General features: G+C 75.1%; 18 protein-coding genes, 1 tRNA gene and 1 riboswitch. Of the genes, 14 read left to right on the forward strand and 5 right to left on the reverse strand.

The genetic code is table 11. The features are described from left to right. Positions 1-58 precede the first annotated feature (58 nt). The 6 genes from ACFRQN_RS11505 (at position 59) to ACFRQN_RS11530 (ending at position 6,791) form a co-directional block, all read left to right on the forward strand. Positions 59-1,636 carry a TROVE domain-containing protein gene (locus ACFRQN_RS11505; RefSeq protein WP_380739936.1) on the forward strand — a complete coding sequence of 526 codons (1,578 nt, stop codon included), beginning with the start codon at positions 59-61 and terminating at the stop codon, positions 1,634-1,636. Positions 1,637-1,758: 122 nt separating this feature from the next. Further along, positions 1,759-2,589, forward strand: a complete 831-nt coding sequence (gene trmB / locus ACFRQN_RS11510) for a tRNA (guanosine(46)-N7)-methyltransferase TrmB (protein WP_380739938.1) — start codon at positions 1,759-1,761, stop codon at positions 2,587-2,589. A gap of 115 nt (positions 2,590-2,704) precedes the next feature. After that, positions 2,705-4,054, forward strand: coding sequence for a PrsW family intramembrane metalloprotease (locus ACFRQN_RS11515; protein WP_380739940.1), 1,350 nt, complete (start codon positions 2,705-2,707; stop codon positions 4,052-4,054). A gap of 98 nt (positions 4,055-4,152) precedes the next feature. Then, positions 4,153-4,226: transfer RNA gene (locus ACFRQN_RS11520), tRNA-Met, on the forward strand. Between the two features lie 193 nt (positions 4,227-4,419). Continuing rightward, positions 4,420-5,193, forward strand: a complete 774-nt coding sequence (locus ACFRQN_RS11525) for a hypothetical protein (RefSeq protein WP_380739942.1) — start codon at positions 4,420-4,422, stop codon at positions 5,191-5,193. A 425-nt stretch (positions 5,194-5,618) separates the two neighbouring features. Next, on the forward strand, positions 5,619-6,791 hold the full coding sequence (locus tag ACFRQN_RS11530) for a hypothetical protein (protein WP_380739944.1): 1,173 nt from the start codon (positions 5,619-5,621) through the stop codon (positions 6,789-6,791). A gap of 9 nt (positions 6,792-6,800) precedes the next feature. On the opposite strand, the gene ACFRQN_RS11535 is transcribed toward ACFRQN_RS11530, so the two are convergent. From ACFRQN_RS11535 to ACFRQN_RS11550, 4 genes are all read right to left on the reverse strand, one after another. Beyond that, a complete protein-coding gene (locus tag ACFRQN_RS11535; RefSeq protein ID WP_380739946.1) occupies positions 6,801-7,250 on the reverse strand; it encodes a GNAT family N-acetyltransferase in 450 nt (149 codons plus the stop codon). A gap of 36 nt (positions 7,251-7,286) precedes the next feature. Further along, a complete protein-coding gene (locus ACFRQN_RS11540) occupies positions 7,287-8,030 on the reverse strand; it encodes a hypothetical protein (protein ID WP_380739948.1) in 744 nt (247 codons plus the stop codon). A 90-nt stretch (positions 8,031-8,120) separates the two neighbouring features. Continuing rightward, positions 8,121-8,861, reverse strand: a complete 741-nt coding sequence (locus ACFRQN_RS11545) for a sensor domain-containing protein (protein WP_053112132.1) — start codon at positions 8,859-8,861, stop codon at positions 8,121-8,123. Positions 8,862-8,981: 120 nt separating this feature from the next. Continuing rightward, complete coding sequence (locus ACFRQN_RS11550; protein ID WP_380739950.1) at positions 8,982-9,551, reverse strand: GNAT family N-acetyltransferase; 570 nt, start codon at positions 9,549-9,551, stop codon at positions 8,982-8,984. 42 nt (positions 9,552-9,593) lie between these two features. On the opposite strand from ACFRQN_RS11550, the gene ACFRQN_RS11555 reads away from it, so the two are divergent. Next, positions 9,594-10,469 carry a hypothetical protein gene (locus ACFRQN_RS11555; RefSeq protein ID WP_049653179.1) on the forward strand — a complete coding sequence of 292 codons (876 nt, stop codon included), beginning with the start codon at positions 9,594-9,596 and terminating at the stop codon, positions 10,467-10,469. A 93-nt stretch (positions 10,470-10,562) separates the two neighbouring features. On the opposite strand, the gene ACFRQN_RS11560 is transcribed toward ACFRQN_RS11555, so the two are convergent. Further along, entirely contained in the window at positions 10,563-11,411 is an 849-nt protein-coding gene (locus ACFRQN_RS11560) for a M23 family metallopeptidase (protein WP_053112130.1), read from the reverse strand. 12 nt (positions 11,412-11,423) lie between these two features. Next, a riboswitch (cyclic di-AMP (ydaO/yuaA leader) is annotated at positions 11,424-11,582 on the reverse strand. A gap of 195 nt (positions 11,583-11,777) precedes the next feature. Between ACFRQN_RS11560 and ACFRQN_RS11565 the strand changes: the two genes are divergently transcribed. From ACFRQN_RS11565 to ACFRQN_RS11595, 7 genes are all read left to right on the forward strand, one after another. Next, complete coding sequence (locus ACFRQN_RS11565) at positions 11,778-12,068, forward strand: YiaA/YiaB family inner membrane protein (protein ID WP_074002080.1); 291 nt, start codon at positions 11,778-11,780, stop codon at positions 12,066-12,068. Positions 12,069-12,143: 75 nt separating this feature from the next. After that, positions 12,144-13,025: an alpha/beta fold hydrolase gene (locus tag ACFRQN_RS11570; protein WP_375876781.1), complete on the forward strand. Its 882-nt coding sequence runs from the start codon at positions 12,144-12,146 to the stop codon at positions 13,023-13,025. A 59-nt stretch (positions 13,026-13,084) separates the two neighbouring features. Beyond that, the gene (locus ACFRQN_RS11575; RefSeq protein ID WP_049653172.1) at positions 13,085-13,651 is read left to right on the forward strand and encodes a TetR/AcrR family transcriptional regulator; all 567 of its coding nucleotides are present in this window, start codon (positions 13,085-13,087) and stop codon (positions 13,649-13,651) included. A 127-nt stretch (positions 13,652-13,778) separates the two neighbouring features. After that, on the forward strand, positions 13,779-15,998 hold the full coding sequence (locus ACFRQN_RS11580; RefSeq protein WP_380739955.1) for a SpoIIE family protein phosphatase: 2,220 nt from the start codon (positions 13,779-13,781) through the stop codon (positions 15,996-15,998). 232 nt (positions 15,999-16,230) lie between these two features. Continuing rightward, the gene (locus tag ACFRQN_RS11585) at positions 16,231-17,490 is read left to right on the forward strand and encodes a sensor histidine kinase (RefSeq protein WP_380739988.1); all 1,260 of its coding nucleotides are present in this window, start codon (positions 16,231-16,233) and stop codon (positions 17,488-17,490) included. Further along, positions 17,474-17,887, forward strand: a complete 414-nt coding sequence (locus ACFRQN_RS11590; protein WP_049653168.1) for a roadblock/LC7 domain-containing protein — start codon at positions 17,474-17,476, stop codon at positions 17,885-17,887. The genes ACFRQN_RS11585 and ACFRQN_RS11590 overlap by 17 nt, the downstream gene beginning before the upstream one ends. After that, positions 17,884-18,249: a DUF742 domain-containing protein gene (locus ACFRQN_RS11595; protein WP_049653167.1), complete on the forward strand. Its 366-nt coding sequence runs from the start codon at positions 17,884-17,886 to the stop codon at positions 18,247-18,249. Before ACFRQN_RS11590 ends, ACFRQN_RS11595 begins: the two co-directional genes overlap by 4 nt. The last annotated feature ends 70 nt before the right edge of the window (positions 18,250-18,319 follow it).

Genomic DNA, 18,319 nt, shown 5'->3' on the forward strand with positions numbered 1-18,319 from the left:
CCGCTGCCGCAGCACGCCTCCCTCCCACCGACACCAGCACGCCGAGGGGGGCTGCCGCATGTCCAGGTTCAACGTCCGCGGGGCCAAGTCCGGTCCGAGTTCGCCGGTGACCACCACCGGCGCGCGCACCGTCAACCACAACGGCGGCCCCGGCTTCGTCCGGGACCGCAAGTCCGAGCTCTTCCTGCTCGCGGTGGCCAACATGGTCGGCCAGGACACCTTCCACGAGCGCGGCGGCGAGCGCGACGACCGCTACACCGCGCTGGTGCGCGAACTCGCCGTCGCCGACCCGGAGTGGACCCTCGGACTGCTGCGCTGGCTGCGCCACGGCGCCCAGCTGCGCACCGCCGCCCTGGTCGGCGCCGCCGAGTTCACCCGCGCCCGGCTGGACGCGGGCGCCCACGGCCACTCCCGGCAGGCCGTCGCGGCGGTGCTGCGGCGCGCCGACGAGCCCGGCGAGCTGCTCGCCTACTGGACCTCTCGCTACGGCCGGGCGCTGCCCAAGCCGCTCAAGCGCGGTGTCGCGGACGCCGTCCGGCACCTCTACGACGCCCGCTCGCTGCTCAAGTACGACACCGCCGGCAAGGGCTACCGCTTCGGCGACGTGATCGAGCTGACCCACCCCTCGCCGGACCCGCGGAAGCACTGGCAGGGCGCGCTGTTCGCCCACGCGCTGGACCGCCGGCACCGGCCGGAGGAGGCCGTCCCGCCGGCCGCCGACCGGGTGCTGACCGCCAACCGCGAACTGCTCGCGCTGCCCGTCGAGGAGCGCCGGGCGGCGGTGACCGCCGAGGGCGGCGCGGAACGGCTGGCCGCCGCCGGGCTGACCTGGGAAGCTCTGGCGGGCTGGCTGCAGGGCCCGCTGGACGCGGCGGTCTGGGAGGCGGTCATCCCGTCCATGGGTCCGATGGCGCTGGTGCGGAACCTGCGCAACTTCGACCGTGCCGGGGTCCCGGACGCCGTCGCGGCCGAGGTCGCCCGGCGGATCTCCGACCAGGACGAGGTGCGGCGCTCGCGCCAGTTCCCGTTCCGCTACCTGGCCGCGTACCGCAACGTCCCCTCGCTGCGCTGGGGGCACGCGCTGGAGACCGCGCTCGGCCACTCGCTGGCCAACGTGCCGGAACTGCCCGGCCGGACGCTGATCCTGGTGGACCGCTCCGGTTCGATGTTCGACCGTTCCGGCGGGCCGACCGAGCTCAACCGGGCGGACTCCGCGGCGATCTTCGGCACCACGCTGAAGCTCCGGGCCGCCGAGGCGGACCTGGTCGAGTTCGGCACCACCAGCCGGGTCGTCGAGGTCGGCCGGGGCGAGGCGGTGCTGCGGGTGCTGGAACGGTTCTCCAGCCTCGGCGGCACCAACACCGCCGACGCGGTCCGTGCCCGCTACCGGGGCCACGACCGGGTGGTGATCGTCACCGACGAGCAGACCGGCCCGGGCCACCGGGGCGGTGACCCGCTCTCCGCCGTCCCGGCCCACGTGCCCGTCTACACCTGGAACCTGGCCGGCTACGCCCCGGGCCACGGTCCCGGCGGCGGCGCCCACCGGCACACCTTCGGCGGCCTGAGCGACGCGGCCTTCCGGCTGGTCCCCCTCCTGGAGGCCGGGGCGAACGCCCGCTGGCCCTGGGAGGAGTAGCGGGGCGGCGGAGCTTCGGGGGCGGGTCGGCGCACCGGACGGAGGGCGGGCGGACGGGCTTGGATGAGCCCGGTCACAGGCCCGGCCGGGGCGCCCCGGCAGCCCCGTAGACTCGGTTGATTGTGACTGCCACCGCCCCGATCCCCCAGCCCTCGCCGTCCGCCCGGCTGTCCGCCGCGCCGGCCGCCTACCCCGCGCCGATGTACCCGCACAAGGCCACCGAGGCCCAGCACCGCGAGCGTCGCATCCGCAGCTTCCAGCCGCGCCGGGGCCGGATGACCAACGCCCAGGCGAGCGCCCTGGACCGGAGCTGGGAGACGTACGGCATCCCCATCGACGGCACCCCGCTGGACCTGCCGGAGCTGTTCGGCGGCCTGCCGGTGACCCTGGAGATCGGCTTCGGCATGGGCGAGACCACCGCCGCGATGGCCGCCGCCGACCCGGCCACCGGCATCCTCGCCGCCGACGTGCACACCCCCGGCCACGGCAACCTGCTCGGCATGCTGGAGCGCGACGGCTCCCGCAACGTCCGGACGGCCGCCGGGGACGCGGTGATCCTGCTGCGCGACATGCTCCAGGACGCCTCGCTGGCCGGTCTGCGGGTCTACTTCGCCGACCCGTGGCCCAAGCCGAAGCACCACAAGCGCCGGCTGGTCCAGCCCTCCTTCCTCGACCTGGTGCTGCCCCGGCTCGCCCCCGGCGCCCTGGTGCACTGCGCCACCGACTGGGAGCCGTACGCGGAGCAGATGCTGGCCGTGCTGTCCGCCTCGCCGGAGCTGGAGAACCTGCACCCCGAGGGCGACGGGACCGGCTGGCTGGAGCCCGCGGACCACCCGGACGGCAGCGTCCCCGGCTACGCCCCGCGGCCGGACTGGCGGCCGGTCACCAAGTTCGAACGGGCCGGGATCGTCAAGGGCCACGTCGTCCACGACCTGCTGTTCCGCCGCCGCTGACCCACCGGCCCGGTTCGAACGGGCCACCGCGCGGCGGCCGTACGGGCGGGACCGGGACGGACGGTTCGTCCCGAGTCCTCCCGACGGGCCGCCGCCGTGGCCTACCCTGTGCCGCATGGGCAGCCCGTCCGGCGGCGGGTTCCGGGCGAACGGTCGGACGACGGTCGCCGCCGCCGGCGCACCGGAGACGGTCCCGCGCACCGGCGACACCCGGACCATCCCGGGGCCCCGGAGGCACCGGGCCCACCGCCCGCTGCCCGCTCCTGGCACCGCCGCCGTCCCGGTAGCGGCCCGGCCCCCGGCCGTCGCCCCCGCCGCGGCCCGGACGCCCGCCGCCCCTGGAGCCCCCGGAGCCCCGCCGGGCCGCAGCCGCTCGGTGGCGCTCTCCTCGGTCACCGCGACCGCCGTGCTGACCCTGATCGGCTGCGGGGTGCTGATCCTGCACCTCGTCCAGCGGCAGACCGGCACCGTCGGGCTGCTGGTCGGCCTGGGCCTGGCGATGGTGCCGCTGCCGTTCGTGCTCGGCGGCCTGGCCTGGCTCAACCTCACCGCCCGGGTGCCGCTGCGGCACACCGTGTTCTGCCTCGGCTGGGGCGCCTGCGCGGCCACCACCGTCGCCATCCTGGCCAACAACTGGACGGCGAACTACCTGGCCCGGTACCGGGGCCCGTTCGGGGAGCTGCTCGGCGCCGGGATCGCCACCCCGGTGATCGAGGAGACCGCCAAGGCCACCGCCCTGCTGGTGCTCCTGCTCCCGCTCGGCCAGCGGCTGCGCTGCCACGGCCGCCGCACCGGGCGCCCCTGCGCGCCGCTGCTGCGCCGGTCGCCCGCGCCCCGGAGCCCCCGCCCGTACCCGCGCCACCCGGTCGGGCCGCACGCCCGCGGCCGGCTGCGGCTGCGCCCGTACCTGCGGCCGCTGCCCTACCTGCGCCCGGCCCCGCCCTCCGGTGCGCCGCACCGCCGCTCCCGGCCGCGCACCCTGGCCGCCGGGGTGGTGCTCGGCGGGATGACCGCCTGCGGCTTCGCGTTCACCGAGAACGCCCTCTACCTGGGCCGGGCCTTCACCAGCGACCAGCGCCAGCGGCTGGACAGCATCGGCCTCGGCGACCCGCCCAGCCTGCGCGATTTCGACAGCACCGTGCAGACCTTCGTGCTGCGCGCCCTGCTCTCCCCCTTCGCCCACCCGCTGTTCACCGCGCTCACCGGGATCGGCCTGGCCCTCGCCCTCACCACCGCACGCCGCTGGCTGGCCCGGCTGGCGGTCCCGGCCGGGCTGCTGCTGGCGATGGCGCTGCACGGCACCTGGAACGCCGCCGCCGACCTCGGCACGGACGGCTTCCTGGTGGTGTACGGGGCGCTGATGGTGCCCTGCTTCGCCGCGCTGGTCTGCTTCGCGGCCTGGGCGAGGTGCCGCACGGGCCGGCACGCGGCGCCCGCCCGGCGGCGGGCCGCCCGGGTGCCCTGAACAGGTGCCTGCGGAGGAGCTCGAGCGGTGCCTTCAAGAGGTGCTCGGGGAACCGATTTCCCATCTCGGCGACTTCCACGTATTGTTGTGTTTACCGACGCGGGGTGGAGCAGCTCGGTAGCTCGCTGGGCTCATAACCCAGAGGTCGCAGGTTCAAATCCTGTCCCCGCTACTCAGTAGCGGAAAGGCCCGGAGGATTCTTCCTCCGGGCCTTTCGCATGTCCGGGTACGGGCGCGGCACGGTCCTGCCACGAAGCTGTAACAGCGGCCCGTCCGACGATCACCTGTCAGGGACCTGAACCATACTGAGGAAAAATTCATCCAATTGGGGGGCCGCACGGGCCACCCCGGACAGGAATCACCACATGCTGTCGAAGCGCCTGGTCAGCACCGCCGCGATATGCCTCGTCCTGGCCGCCGGCACCGCCGCGTGCGGCAGTGCCACGAGCGACGGGAAGGCGGGCTCCGCGCAGAAGCTCGACACCGGCAAGCTCAGCGCCCAGGACATCGAGAAGCAGGCCAAGGAGGCCCTGGCCTCCGCGACCTCCCTCAAGATGGCGGGCACCGTCGACACCGGCGACGGTGCGATGGAGCTGAACCTGACGATGGACAACAAGAGCCAGTGCACCGGCACCATGGCGATGCCGGGCATGGGCAAGTTCGAGATCATCAGCGACGGCAAGACCTCGTACGTCAAGCCGGACACCGCCTTCTGGACCGCCGTGGGCGGCCCGAACGGCGCCAAGGCCGCCGAGCTGTTCAAGGGCCGCTACCTGACCGGCTTCGAGAGCGACCCGTCGATGGGCTCCCTCACCAAGGTCTGCAACCTGGCCGACTTCAGCAAGAAGATCACCGACAGCAAGAGCAGCGGCGACAAGGTCGAGAAGGGCTCCGCCGGCGACGTCAACGGCGTGAAGACCTTCAGTCTGAAGAGCACCGACTCCAAGGGCGAGGTCACGACCCTCCAGATCGCGACCGAGGGCAAGCCCTACCCGGTGCGGATCGAGCACGCCGGCGCCAAGGACGGCAACGGCAAGATCGACTTCAGCGAGTTCGACAAGCCGCTGACCGTCCAGGTCCCGTCGGCCGACAGCACGATCGACTTCACCAAGTTCAAGGACCAGCTCAAGACCGCCTGAGCGGCGGACGCGGGGACCGCGAAATAATCCGTTGCCTCCGGCCGGAGCGCTGCCTAGGCTGGCAGCACACTGAAGGGAGGTGATCCTGAGTTGAGTACCGTCAGGATGCGTGAGGTGGCTGCTCGCTAGAGCCGCCCCTGCCTGCGCAGGGTGAGGCCCCAGGCCTCCGGCAGGCGAAATCCACAGCAGTCACCCGGCCCGCGGGCTCACCGGTACATCCCCGGTGCCTCGGCGCCTGGCCAGTGCACGGGCCGGCGTAGAGGAGCAGCCCGCGGGTCGTCTGCGTTCCCGGGGAGCTTCCGGCACTGCGCCGGAGGCTCCCCGTGGCGTGTCCGGGGAGGACCGTCGCGTGTCCGGGGCGGGGCCGCGGCGCTAGAGTCTGCGCGGGTTCCGGAGCGGAGCGGCGCGGGCACAGGGGGTAGGCGATGGCGAAGGCGCGGCGGCGGGACGGCGGGGCGGCCCTGCGGACGGCGCGGTGGGGCGCCACCGGGGTGCTGGCCGGGACGGGGCTGCTCGGACTGCTGCTGTTCGCGCTCGGCCGGGAGCACGCCTGGCAGGCGCTCGGCGGCGGACTGGTCGTGGTCGGGGCCTCGGTGGTGCTGGGCGGCGGGCTGGGCTTCCTGTTCGGGGTGCCCCGGGTCCGCGGTGGCGGCACCGGTGAGCCGCAGGGCTCGTACGCGCCGAACACCAATCTGGAGCAGGTCTCGGACTGGCTGACCAAGGTGCTGCTGGGCGTCGGGCTGACCCAGCTCGGCTCGCTCGGCGAGCGGCTGCACGACCTCGGTACGGCGCTGGCGCCCGCCCTCGGCGGCGGCCCGGAGGCGGTGCCGTTCGCGGCGGCGCTCGTGCTGTACTTCCTGGTCTTCGGCTTCCTGGCCGGCTGGCTGGTGACCAGACTGGCGCTGCCGCAGGTGCTGACCGAGACCGACCAGGCGCTGGACCTCTTCCTCGCCGGGCAGGACCGCGACCGGCACGGCGACAAGGTGGGCGCGGACGACCTGCGGGTCCGCGCGATGCAGCAGCTCGGACTGCTGGGCGGCAGCGCGGAGCGCCAGGCCGCCCTGGCCGGGCAGCTGCCGCCCGCCTCCGGTGCGCCGGCCGGGCCGGAGGGCGTGGTGGCGGAGGTCCGCTCGACCGCGCGGCGCTCGGCGCTGACCGCGGACCAGGTGCGGGCCCTCTTCGCGGACGGCTCCGAGGGCCGACGGATCCAGGCGCTCGCACTGATGCAGGGCGACCCGGCGCTGGCGGACCTGCCGAGCGTGCTGGACGCGATCGAGCACCCGCGCTCGGACTTCGAGCAGTACCACGCCCTGCTGGCCGCCCGGGGGCTGCTCTCCTGGCTGCCCGCCGCCGGGGCGCAGCGGCTGCGGGACGCGGTGGCGACGCAGCTGGTGGACCCGCGGGGCATCCCGTACGGGTCGGACCGCAGCTGGCTGGCGGAGAAGATCCTGTCCCGGCTCCAGGGGACGGCCCTCGTGCCGGAGCAGCCGGCCCGGCCCGCCCCGCAGGCCGGACCGCACGCCGTGCCGCAGCCCGTCGCGGCGGTACCGGCCCAGCCGGGCGGGCCGGGCGGGCCGCCGGCCGCGGGGACCTCCTGACCGGAGGAACTACCGGACGGTGAAGCGCAGTTCGGGGCGGTCCCAGGTGATCCTGCCGTGCGCGGGGAAGGTGCCGACGCGTTCGGCGCCCATCCGCAGGTAGAAGCGCTCGGCGTCCGGGTGGGAGACCACCAGCACGCTGGCGATGCCGGCCGCGCGGGCCTGCTCCAGCATGTGCGCGATCAGCTCGCGGCCGGTGCCGCGCCCCTGGGCCTCGTCGGCGACGAACATCAGGTCCAGTTCGGCCGGTTCGCGGATCAGCCCGTAGAAGCCGAGCAGTTGGTCGGTGGCCGGGTCGAGGGCGAGGAACACCTCGTGGCCGGCGATGTAGTCGGGCGTCACCCGGTAGCCGTCGACCATCGGCGCGTACTCGCCGTGGTAGGCGGAGGAGGCCTGGATCAGGTCGGTGAGCCGGTCGGCGTCGGTCGCCTCTGCGCGCCGGATAGTCGTCTCGATCATGGCGGCGAGTATAGGGGCAAACCGGAGTAGTGACTATTACATGACCGGCTGCCCGGCCGCCCGGCGGCGTCGGTCGGCGGCCCGCAGCACCAGGACCCGCACGGTGCGGCCGTCCACCGGCCCCGGACAGCGGAGGATCTCGCTGGCTATCCGGCGCTCGCCGAGCGCGTACCGCAGCGGGTCGAGGTGGCCGCAGCGGCGGCCGTGCCCGTCGTTCAGCGGCTGGACCCGGACCTCGCCGTCCGGGGAGGTGACCCGGACCAGCTCGGTCAGCGCCGCCAACTGGCCCTCCGGGCCGAAGACTTCGGGGTAGGCGAAGATCAGGTAGCCGCTCAGGGTGAGGGCGAAGGCGCCGTCCGCGAAGGGCAGCCGGGGCAGCGCGGCGGCCACGTACCGCTGCGGGTGGGCGGCCGAGTCGGCGGCGAACAGCCGGCGGGCCCGGTCCCAGCTGCGCAGGTACCGCTCGGGCCGGTACGGGCGGGGCGAGGGGTGGAGCCACGGGCGGGCGGTCATCGAGGCGGCCATCGCCGCCCGGGCGGCCAGGGCGAGGTCGGCGACCACCGGCGGCGGCAGCGCGTACGCCGGGTCGACGGCGACCACCCGGCAGCCCAGCTCGCGCGCCTCGGCGGCCAGGCCGGCCGCGCCCCCGGGGCAGTCCAGCAGCGGCCCGGGCAGGGCGGCGAGCCGGGCCCGGGTGAGGCCGAACAGGGCGCAGTACTCGTCCAGCGGACGGGAGGTGACCAGCACGTCCGGGAGGGCGGGGTGAGGGCCGGCGGACACCCGGCCATCCGAACACGGAGCGGCCCCGCCCGCATCCGGGAGGGGTCCGGGACGCGGGCGGGGCCGTCGGGCCTGGGTGGAGCCGGGCGGTCAGCGGCCGAGCAGGCCCTGGGCGGCGGCCCGGTTGACGTTGGTCAGGCCGCGGACCAGCTGGGTGGTGAGGAGGACCAGCAGCACCCCGAGGAGCGAGAGCCCGGCGATCTGCCAGGGCGCCTCGATGTCGTACACGTGCCGGATGTCGTGGCTGTCGTAGAAGTCGAACACCCGGTACCCGTGCCAGGAGGTGTAGGTCGGGAAGACCCAGTGGTACAGCGGGTAGAGCGCCGCCGCCCAGCCGAGCAGCAGGAACACCAGCGTCACCGCGAAGCTGAACACCGCCCAGGGGAGCATCAGCACCTGGTACAGCACGGCCTTCCAGCCGGCCCCGTCCGCCAGCCGCGCGGTGACCGCGCCCCAGCTGCCCTGGCGGACCCGGCGCACCGGCTCCGGGCCGGGGACGTCCAGGGCCAGCATGCCGCGCACCCGGGCCCGCTCCAGCCGGCCGAAGCCGCGGGCCGTGGCGGTCAGGGCGCCCAGCACGGGCAGGCCGAGCGCGGTGACGAAGGTGGCGAGGCCGAAGCAGAACATCGTGACCGCGACGGCGAAGCCGAGGATCGCCACCGGCAGACCGGTGAGCGCGTAGCCGACCTCGCGGTAGTAGTACGCCGAGAACGGGGCCCGCCACAGGGCCGGACGCCGCTCGGTCCGCCGGGCCCGGACGGGGCGCGGGTCGTCACCGCGACCGCCCAGAACGTCCCACTCCCGGTCCTCCACGCTGCGGCTGCTGCTCATGTTCCCGGCCCCCGGCCCCTCGTGCTGTCGTCTGTCGCTCGTTCGTCCCGCTGACTGCGTCCAGTCTGGTGGACGCGCCGCCCGGCCGTGATCCGGAGGCCTGGCGGATCCGGGGTGGGGTTAACCCCCCTCCACCCGGGCGGCCGGGCCCGGCCACTCCTCGGCGAGCAGCGTGAAGAGGTACGTGTCGGACCCGTCGGACCGAGGCCGCCCCTCCGGCCGGAAGCCCAGCCGGGTGAGCACCCGGCCGGGGGCCGGGTTGGCCGCGGCGGTCCGGGCGGTCAGCCGGTGCAGGCCCAGGGTGCCGAAGGCGAAGTCGCCGAGCAGGCCGACGGTCTCGCCCGCGTAGCCCCGGCCCCAGGACCCGCGGGCCAGCACGCACCCGAGGTCGGCGGCGCCGTGCCCGTCGAGGGTGAGCGCGGCCTGCCCGATCGGCGTCGCGTCCCCGGGCTCCTCGGCGTCGGCGATCCTGGTGACGGCGAGCCGGTAGGTGTCCCGCTCCTCGGCCATCGCCTCCTCCAGGTAGAGCTCGATCTGGTCGGCGCAGTCCTCCCGGCCGCTCGGCCCGAAGGGCAGGTGGCGGGTGACCTCGGGGTCGCCGAACAGCGCGTGCAGCGCGTCCACCTCCTCCTCGGTGTGGTGGTACTCGCGGACGGCCAGGCGCGGGCCGGTGAGTCGTACGGGGACCATGGCTGCCGACCCTATCCCCGCCCGGCGGCTACCGTTCGGACTATGAACGACGAAGACCTGCGGCTCGCCCCGCGCACCAAGGCCGCCGACCTGCTCGCCTGGGCGGCCGAGCAGGGCCGCGCGCCGGTGGCCGAGGGGCCGCTGCGCGCGGTGCTGGCGCTGCTGGAGCTGGGCGAGGGCAGGATGCACGACGGCTGGCCCGAACTGACCTCCGACGCGGTGGAGCACCTGCTGTACGAGCGGCTCCACCTGTACGTCCAACCCGCGCCCGAGGAGGACCCGTTCGCCTACGGCGACGCCGTCCGGCTGCTGGTCGACCACCAGCGGGCGTCCCGGCGGCTGAACGCCAAGCGCCAGGAGCGGCTGCACGCGGAGGCCGAGTGGCAGGGCGAGGTCGCGGCCGGGCTGCTGCGCCGCGCCGACCTGGTGACCTGGCCCCGGCTGTACGCGCTGCTGCTGCACGCGTACGGGGTGGACGTCACGGACCCGGCGGCGGTGCGGGACTGGCTGGCCGGCTTCGGGGAGCTCCCGGAGGAGGAGCGGCTGGCCGCGTACGAGGCGCTGGCACCGGCCGGCTGGCTGGACGAGCCGGACGAGCAGGGCTGGGGCCCGGGCCGGGTGCTGTCGGTCGGCATGGCCACGGACGGCGCGCGGCGGCTGCTGGAGCAGGGCCTGATGCGGCGCAGCTACCGCAACCTGGCGGAGCTGACCGCGCTGGGGCGGCCGATGCCGGAGGAACTGGCCGGGGACTTCGGGCGGTTCGAGGAGGCGGCGGTCGAGGCGGCGCTCGACCTGTTCGGCGGGTGGACGGTGCCGGGGCTGCCGCGGCTGCTGGTGACGGAGTTCCCGGAGCTGGCGCCGGAGCCTGGCCAGGAGGAGATCGAGGCGTACCTGGCGCAGCTTCCCGCCGAGGAGTGAGACGCCGCGGCGAAGCCCCCGGTCCGGTGCTGGTGCTCCGGGCCGGGGGCTTCGCGCTGGGTCCGCCCGGGCGGGTGCCTCAGGGCGGGTGCGTCAGGGGTTGAGGCCGCGCTGCTGGAGCCAGGGCTCCGGGTCGACCGGGGCGCCGCCGCCGGGGCGGACCTCCATGTGCAGGTGCGGGCCGGTGACGTTGCCGGTCGCGCCGACCTTGCCGATCTGCTGGCCGGCGGCGACCTTGCCGGAGCCCTTGGTGATCGCGGAGAGGTGGCAGTACCAGATCTCGGTGCCGTCGGGCAGGGTCTCGACGATCCGGTAGCCGTACGAGCCGGCCCAGCCGGCCGAGGTGATGGTGCCCTGGCCGAGCGCGTGGACCGGGGTGCCGGTGTCGGCGGCGAAGTCCAGGCCGGTGTGCAGGTTGGCCCAGTAGCGGGCGCTCTGGCCGTAGTGGGCGGAGAGCCGGTAGTCCGTCACCGGGAGGGTGAGGGCGGCGGCCTTGGCCCGCTCGGCCTCCTCGGCGGCGCGCTTGGCCTCGGCCTCCTTGGCGGCGGCTTTGGCCTCCGCCTCCTGGGCGGCCTGGAGCCGGGCGGTCTCCTCGGCGGCGGTGCGCTGGCTGTCGGCCTGGTTCTGGATGCGGGCGGCGAGCGCGAGGCCGGGGTCGGCGGAGAGGGCGACCGCCGTCTCGTCCGGGGCCTCGATGGCGGGGGCGGCGGCCGGGGTCGCCGAGGTGAAGCCGGTGGCACCCAGGGTGGCGGCGACGGCGGTGACGCCGAGCAGCGGGGAGGTTCCGCGGGTCTGACGCGGCATCCGGTGGCGGTTGGTCTCGGCCTCCGCGGCGAAGTCCTCCGGGCCGAAGGCCTCGGGGCCGTCCGGACCGGGGTGGTCGAGGAGCTGGGTACCGGCTGCGAAGCCGGCCGGGTGTGCCGGGGTGTGCGTCGACGCCACGGAGGCGCGCTCCTTTCCTTCCTTCGCGCCTACCGGGTTAGCTGACGGGTTCGGAGCAGGAAGGTCTCCTACGGCCGGGCCGGAGCCCCGCCGATTCACCCCAAGGAACGTGGTTCCCCGGCTCCCTGACCTGCCCGGAGGCCGGTCGGTGGGATTAGGCGACGGCGCACGGTGCCGTCTGGGTACGGCGTTGACAACCGCGCTGCGTTATCAAACGTTAATCCTAGGAGGCTCTGATTCCAAGCCATCCGTTCGGAGCAGCCCCGCGGCAGGTGATCGGACGTCAACGAACGGTCCCTCATGCACGGCCCCATCTGAGTACGCCTACTCATGTGCGGCCCGGCCGGGCCGCAGCATCCTGACGCCATGAGCGCACCGATGCAGACCCGCACCACGGCCGCCTACTACCTCCAGGCCGTCCTGTCCTTCGCCCTGTCGGGCACCGCCCTCGCCGTGGGGATCATCTACCTGCCGGTCGGCGGGTGGACCCGGGCCTTCCTCGGGCTCGGCCTCCTCTTCACGGTCAGCTCCGCGTTCACGCTGGCGAAGGTGATCCGGGACCGGCAGGAGTCCAACGACATGGTCACCCGGGTGGACCAGGCCCGGCTGGAGAAGCTGCTCAGCGAGCACGACCCGTTCAAGGTCGAAGGGGTCTGACCGCTCCCTTCCCCCTCTTCTCCGACGCCTCCGACGCCCGACCGCTTGACGGCTAAGGCTATTAGCCTTAGCTTTATGGCTATCGGCAGCACCGCCGATGCCCCGCACCGGCGGCCCGAGGAGGACCCCATGAACGGCACCATCACCCCGAGCACCCAGTACCTCACCGTCCCCGGCGGCCGGATCGCCTACGACGACACCCGGCAGGGCGACGGCACCCCGGTCGTCCTGCTCCCCGGCATGCTCGACAGCCGGGCCGCGTACCGGCACCTGCGCCCGCTGCTCGTCGCCGCCGGCCACCGGGTCGTCACCATGGACCTGCGGGGCTTCGGCGAATCCTCGATCACCTGGGACGACTACGGCCCGGCCGCCCTCGCCGGCGACGTCCTCGCCCTGCTCGACCACCTCGGCATCGAGCGCGCCGTCCTCGCCGGGAACTCGTACACCGGGGCGACCGTCGTCAAGGCCGCCGGGGACGCCCCCGAGCGGGTCGCCGGGATCGTCCTGCTCAACGCCTTCGTCGAGAACCCGCCGCAGGGCGCCCTGATGCGCGGCGCCATGGGCCTGATGGGCGCCGCCCTCGTCCACTGGCCGGCCGCCTGGGGCTTCTACCTGCGCCGGATGGCCTTCCCCGGTGCCAGGCCCGCCGACTTCGACGCGTACGTGGACGGGCTGGTCGCCGCGCTGCGCACCCCGGGCCGGAAGACCGCCACCCGCGGGTACGTCCACGGCGACTCGGCGCCGGTCGGCTGGACGGCCGCGGTGCGGTGCCCGGCCCTGGTCGTCATGGGCAGCAAGGACCCCGACTTCCCGAAGCCGGAGCTGGTCGCCGACCGGCAGGCCGCCGCGCTCGGCGCGCGGAAGGCGATGATCGAGGGGTCCGGGCACTACCCGATGGCCGACAACCCGGCGGCCACCGCGGACGCCCTGCTGCCGTTCCTCGCCGAGCTCGGCTGAGCCCCGCCCGTCCGCTGCCCGCCCCTGCCCGACCTGATCCGTACGGAGAGCCCGAACCCATGCCCCGCGTAGGACTGACCCCCGACCAGGTCGTCGACCACGCCCTCGCCCTCATCGACGAGCAGGGCGCCGAGGCCCTCACCCTGGCCTCCGTCGCCGCCCGGGCCGGGGTCGCCACCCCCTCGCTGTACAAGCACGTCAGCGGCGGCCTCGCCGAACTGCGGCGGCTGATCGCCGTCCGGGTCACCGGGGACCTCGCCGACCGGCTGGCCGGGGCGGCCGTCGGACGCAGCGGGGACGACGCCGTCGCCGCCGTGCTGCGCGCCTACCACGCGTACGCCACCGAGCACCCGCACCGCTACAACGCCCTCCCCCAGGCCCCGCAGCCCGACGACGACCTGGCCCGGGCGGCCGCCCGGCTCGTCGGCGTGATCATCGCCGTGCTGCGGGAGTACGGGCTCGACGGCTCCGAGGCGGTCCACGCCGCCCGCACCGTGCGCTCCGTCGCCCACGGCTTCGCCTCCCTCACCACGGCCGGCGCCTTCCAGCTCACCGAGGACCTCGCCACCACCCAGGACCGCCTCATCGCCACCCTCACCACCGGTCTCCGCGCCTGGCCCGCGTAAGCGGCCGGAGCGGCGAGTGCGGCCCCGCACAGGAAGTCGGCCCGGCCGACTTCTCGCGGTGGCGGTGGTGCTGGTGCGGCGGTTCGGTCGGCCTTCGCCGGTGGGGGAAATGGGGTATCAAGGACCAGTGCCCCTGGAGCCCGCCGGCAGTCCGACCGCGCGCAGTGCGATGCGCTGCGTGCGGCTGCTGCTGGGCTGCACCAGCGCGGCCGAGCTGCTCGGCACCGTCCTGGCCGAGGGCCCGAGCTGGATCACCGGCGAGGGGTCCGCGCTGTACCTGCTGGACTCCGCCGGGATGCTCCGGCTGACCGCCTCGCACGGGCTGCCGGACTGGGCGCACGAGCGCTACAGCGTGGTCGACCCGGCCGGTGAGCTGCCCGCCGCGATGGCCCTGCGGCTGCGCCGCCCGTACCTGCTCAGCCCCGAGCACACCAGCGTCGACTACCCGAACCGGAACACCGGCATGGGCACCGGGATGGTCGCCGTGATCACCCTGCCGATGGTCGTGGACGAGCGGCCGATCGGTGTGCTGGCCCTGGCGCTGGCCCACCGGGGCACCGTGCCGCGCCGCGACCTGGACGTCCTGGAGACCCTCGCCGAGGCCTGCGCCCACCGGCTGGCCCACCTGCTGGACCACGCCGACGCCCACCTCCCGTACGGCACCCGGGCACCGTACGGCGTCCGGTTACCCGAGGACCCGCGGGCGGCGGACGGCCGCCCCGCCGGGCTGGCCCACCCGCTGCTGTCGCTGGCCGTGCGGGCCGCCGGGCACGGGGCCTTCGAGCGGGACCTGGTCACCGGGGAGAGCTACTGGGACGCCGAGGCGTTCCGGCTGGCGGGCCGCCCGCCCACCCCGGACGGCGCCGCCCCCGAGCTGGACCGGCTGGTCCACCCGGAGGACCTGCCGGACGTGCAGGCGGCGCTCGCCGAGGCGCTGGCCGCCGGCGGCCGCTACCGGATCGGCTACCGGGTGCTGCGGCCCGGCGGCAGGGTCGCCCGGGTCGAGGAGTCCGGCGAGGTGATGCTGGACGTGCACGGGCGGCCGGTGCGGATCGCCGGGCTGCTGGCCGAGGCCGGGCACCGGGAGCCGCCGCCGGCCGAGGGGCGGAACTCCCCGGCCGCCGCCCGGACGGCGCTGCTGCTGACGCTCACCCGGGCGCTGTCCCGGGCGGTGACCGTCCGGGACGTCACCACCGCCGTCACCGATGTCGCCCGCCCGGCGCTCGGCGCCGCCGGCATCGTCCTGGACCTGGTGGACGAGGGCCGGCTGCTGCCCGTCTCGCACACCGTGTACGGGGGCCCGCGCCGCACCGAGCTCACCCGTCTGGCGGACCTGTCCGAGTCCGTGATGCAGCGTTCGCTGGCCCGCTCCGCCCCGCTGTTCAGCGAGCCCGCCGCCGCCCGCACCCGGCGCGACCCGCTCACCCCGGCCGCCTGGGCGGTGCTGCCGCTGGTCGCCTCCGGGCAGCAGGTCGGCTCGTGCCTGATCACCTTCGCCGCCGAGCGGGCGTTCAGCCGGGAGGACCGCACCCTGTACTCGGCCTTCGCCGGCATCCTGGCGCAGTCCCTGGAGCGGGCCCGGCTGTACGACACCCACCACCACCGGGCCTCCGAGCTGCAGCGGGCGATGCTCCCGCGCACCCTGCCGCGGCTGGCCGGGATCGCCAGCGCCGCCCGCTACCTGCCGAGCACCGAGGGGATGCAGATCGGCGGCGACTGGTACGACCTGCTGCGGCTGCCGGACGGCCGGATCGGGCTGGTGATCGGCGACGTCCAGGGCCACAACGCGGAGGCCACCGCGGTGATGGGCCAACTGCGCAGCGGGCTGCGGGCGTACGCGACGGACGGGCACGACCCGGCCGCCACCCTGACCCGCACCAGCCGGCTGCTGGCCGAGCTGGACACCGAGCTGTTCGCGACCTGCCTCTACCTGACCCTGGACCCGGCCGACGGCGTGCTGACCGCGGCCCGGGCCGGGCACCCGGCGCCGGTGCGGATCACCGCCGACGCCGCGGCCGTCGAGCTGGAGCTGCCGGGCGGGCCGCCGCTGGGGGTGGCCCCGGAGCGGCCGTACCCGCTGGCGGTGGAGCGGCTGGCGGTCGGCGAGACGCTGCTGGCGTACACCGACGGGCTGGTTGAGGACCGCGAGGAGGACTACGACGAGTCGGTGCAGCGGATGCTCGGCGGGCTCGAACTGTGGGCGCGGCAGACCGGTCCGGGGCGGATCGGCCCGGCTCCGGCGCTGGAGCGGCTGGCCGATCTGCTCACCCTGAACGTGACCGAGCGGCGGTCCCGGCCGGACGACGTGGCGCTGCTGCTCCTGCACCGGACGGCGCCCCTTCCGTAACACCGTGCGCACAGGCCCCACACATCACCGGACGCGATCCGGCCGGGCGGCTCGATCCCGACGTTCCCGGCGGCGCCGGTCGGGCCGCTCCGATACCTCGTCAGGCGGTGGGATCGGGGTCGAACGATTGCCGATTGACGCCGAATTGACTCGATATTGACGAGATCCGGTCACTTGGCGAGATCCGTTCACACCTTCGTAGGATCATCACCCTAGAATTCGCGGCGTGACGATGACTCAGTGGTCCGTAACGGCAACCGGCGTACTCGCCGTCCTCGCCCTCGTGGCCGCCGCGCGGTACCGCGCCGTGTCCGTCACCCAGCGCGGCCGCGCCGACCGGCTGCTCGGCGAACTCCTCGCCGTCCAGGAACAGCTGGCCACCGAGCTCTCCCGCCGCGGCGCCGAACTCGCCGCCGTCCAGCAGGAGCAGGAGCACACCGCCTCCACCCAGCGGGCCTTCCTCAGCGTCGCCCGCCGGATCCTGGTGATGGCCCACGACCAGCAGGCGCTGCTGGACGAGATGGAGCGCACCCACGACGACCCGACGCTGCTGGAGGGCCTGCTCAAGGCCGACCACGCCGCCGCCCAACAGGCCCGGCTGGCCCAGACCCTGGCCGTGCTGTGCGGCGCGCGGGCCGGCCGGCACTGGCCGGAACCGGTCTCCCTGGAGGACGTCGTCCGCGGCGCCCAGTCGCGCATCCTGCCGTTCCAGCGCGTGGTGGTGCGCAGCCGGACCGAGACCGCGGTGGTCGGCGCCGCCGCCGAGGCGCTGATCCACGCGATCGCCGAACTGCTGGACAACGCCACCCGCTACTCCCCGCCCAGCACCCAGGTGTTCGTCACCCTGATGCCGGTCCACAACGGCGCCGTCATCGAGATCGACGACGGCGGCGTCGGCATGCCGGAACAGGCCGTCGCCAAGGCCGCCGCCGCGCTGGCCGGCGGCAGCACCCTGGAGGTCTCCCGGCTCGGCGAGGTGCCGCAGCTGGGCCTCGCCGCGGTCGGCCGGCTCGCCGAGCAGTACGGCTTCCGGGTCACGCTCAGCTCGGCGCCCTCGCCGTACGGCGGCGTGCGGGTGGTCCTGCTGCTGCCGAACGCGCTGCTCACCGAGCCGCTGCCGCCCACCGTCCCCGGCCTCGGGCCGGACGACCGGGCGTTCAACCCCGGCCCCCGGCCGGCCTCTCCCGCCGGCCACCCCCTGGTGGAGACCCCGCCGCCCGGCCGGCACGCCGCGACCGGTGACACCCCTCCCCCGCTGCCCCGCCGGAGCCACCGGCGCGGCCGCACGGGCCGCCCCGCCCAGCACGCCGCTCCCCCACCGCCGCCCGCGCCGCCCTACCGCTCGGCCCGGGACGCGCAGGCGTTCATGGCGATGTTCCAGGCCGGGACGGCCAGCGGCCGTTCCGCCGCCCGGGCCCAGTCCACCCCTTCCCTTCCCGCTTCCCCCCGACTTCCCCAGCGCTCCGGAGAGTTCCATGACCACCACCCCTGATCTCGGCTGGCTGCTCGCCGACATCATCGCCGTCCCACAGGTCCAGCACGCCGTCGTCGTCTCCAACGACGGCCTGGAGATCGGCCGCAGCGCGGGCATCCCGCGCGACGACGCCGAACGGCTCGCCGCCGCCTGCTCCGGACTGCAGTCGCTGGCCCGCGGCGTCGCGACGGGCTTCGGCGGACCGGGCAGCGCCACCCGCCAGATCATCATCGAGTACGGCGGCGGCTACCTCTTCGTCGTCGCCGCCGGGGCCGGCGCGCACCTGGCCGTGGTGGCCGGCGAGGCGGTCGACGCCGGCCTGGTCGCCTACCAGATGCAGGTCCTGGTCGAGCGGATCGGCACCCACCTCACCAGCCCGCCGCGCGTCGACCACGCGGCGGGGGGCCACCGGTGAGCGGCCCGGTCCGGCCGTACGTCATCACCGGTGGGCGCAGCCGCCCCACCCGGTCCGATCTGGCCGTGGAGAGCCTGGTCAGCGCCGTGCCCGGACCATTAGGACTGCCCGAGCCGCCGGACCTGCCCGAGCACGAGCTGATCAACCGTGAGCACCGGCGCATCCTCGCGCTCTGCCACAGCCTGCTGTCCGTCGCCGAGGTGGCGGCCCACCTGGGGCTGCCGCTCGGCGTCGTCAAGGTGCTGGTCGGTGACCTCTGGGACCTCGGCGCCGTGCAGGTGCTCCCGCCCGTCCCCCAGGCCGAACGCCTGCCCGCAACCCTCCTGGAGGAGGTGCTCGTTGGCCTCCGCCAACTCCGCTGAAGCCGTCCCCGACGCCCCGGACGCACCGGGCACCACGGACGCCGCCGGGTCCGCCGCCGGGCCGCAGTAC

The sequence above is a fragment of the Kitasatospora sp. NPDC056800 genome (assembly GCF_042789775.1).
Taxonomy (GTDB): domain Bacteria; phylum Actinomycetota; class Actinomycetes; order Streptomycetales; family Streptomycetaceae; genus Kitasatospora.